Origin of the sequence: Microcoleus sp. OTE_8_concoct_300 (genome assembly GCF_031383065.1) — a bacterium.
Classification (GTDB): Bacteria; Cyanobacteriota; Cyanobacteriia; order Cyanobacteriales; family Microcoleaceae; genus Microcoleus.
Genome location: NZ_JANMZH010000282.1, coordinates 1 through 1,231 on the forward strand (window position 1 = coordinate 1; position 1,231 = coordinate 1,231).

The following is a 1,231-nucleotide window of genomic DNA, read 5'->3' on the forward strand; positions in this document are numbered from 1 at the left end:
AAGTTCCCAGATTATAAATCGCATCACTTCCTTGCTGCGACAGCAATTCATCCAGTTTTTTTAAGTGCAATTCATATTGTTCTGGAGTCATTTTTGGTTGACCGAGAGCTTCTGCTACATCGCCCAGAGCTCGTTTTAGCAGTTCAGGTTCCGGCTCTTCCTCCTCTAATGTCGCCGTTATATAGGCTGCTGCTAGTTCGGGCTTTTTTCGGAGAGATTCAATCAAAAATGGATGATAAGGTAGGCTTTTAGGCATGGTCTTAACTCCTATAATCTGTCCAGTATTCTTTAGCTTGGCTGATATCTCTGTCTTGAGTGCTTTTATCGCCTCCGCAGATGAGAATCACAATTGTCATTCCTATTTGTCCAAAATAGATTCGGTAGCCAGGCCCATAATTGATTTTGAGTTCGCATACGCCTTCCCCCACGGAGCGATAGTCTCCTAAATTACCATCAGCAATTCGGTTAAACCTAGATATAATCTTGGCTTGAGCATTGATATCTCTCAGCGAATCAAACCACTGATCGAAAGGCACTTTGTTATCTGGCGTAGTATAACGCTGAATTTCTCTCGGTTGGACTTCGGGCATAATTATATTATAGTGCGTCACTCATCCCAGTATCCTGGCAATTAATTATACTCAAGAAATGCCACAGGGGAAAGATGGAAAAACTTAGCTAACTTGTGAATTTGACCCGCCGTCAGTTCCCGCTTTCCATTCATCACCTCAGATACCCAAGACTCGGATTCAAAAATATAAACCAAATCTTTTTCTTGAATATTGTCCTCAACCATCAATGCTTTCAGTAGTGCCATACCTTTCAAGACTGGCATTGGCTCATGTTTTTGTTCGTAATCATAAACAAGAGTACCCAACACGTTTAAGTAATCCCGATCGTCCTGCGTGAGATTGCTCCGACTCACAATAGAATCAATCCGATTTTGGGTAGCGATTAACTCAGCTTCACAAGTAATTGGACGCGGTGGAAAAGTTGTGATTATCTCAATATAGTAGCTACTAGGAGTTTTCCAACCCCTCGTCATTTTTCTAGTGATCCTTATCATATTCTCAAAAAACCGAACACCCAGATAAGCTGTTCAGCATCTAAAACGCATATTGTATGGTATAATATGATAATTTTCCGAGAAAGTCAATGCCTACTAAAAACTTCCTCAGTTCTGAAACAAAGGAAACTCTGCAACAAGCATTAAAAGACCATGAGCATCCAG

General features: G+C 40.9%; 3 protein-coding genes. All 3 read right to left on the bottom strand.

All coding sequences use genetic code 11. The features are described 5' to 3' along the window. Window positions 1–256, bottom strand: a 256-nt coding sequence (locus ACUVJL_RS13470; RefSeq protein WP_445246310.1) for a DNA-binding protein, incomplete at its 3' end; no start/stop codon positions are given. 4 nt (window positions 257–260) lie between these two features. After that, window positions 261–590 (bottom strand): type II toxin-antitoxin system RelE/ParE family toxin, encoded by a 330-nt coding sequence (locus ACUVJL_RS13475; protein ID WP_445246311.1) that lies wholly within the window; start codon window positions 588–590, stop codon window positions 261–263. 41 nt (window positions 591–631) lie between these two features. Continuing rightward, on the bottom strand, window positions 632–1,045 hold the full coding sequence (locus ACUVJL_RS13480; RefSeq protein WP_445246312.1) for a helix-turn-helix domain-containing protein: 414 nt from the start codon (window positions 1,043–1,045) through the stop codon (window positions 632–634). Window positions 1,046–1,231: the final 186 nt, after the last annotated feature.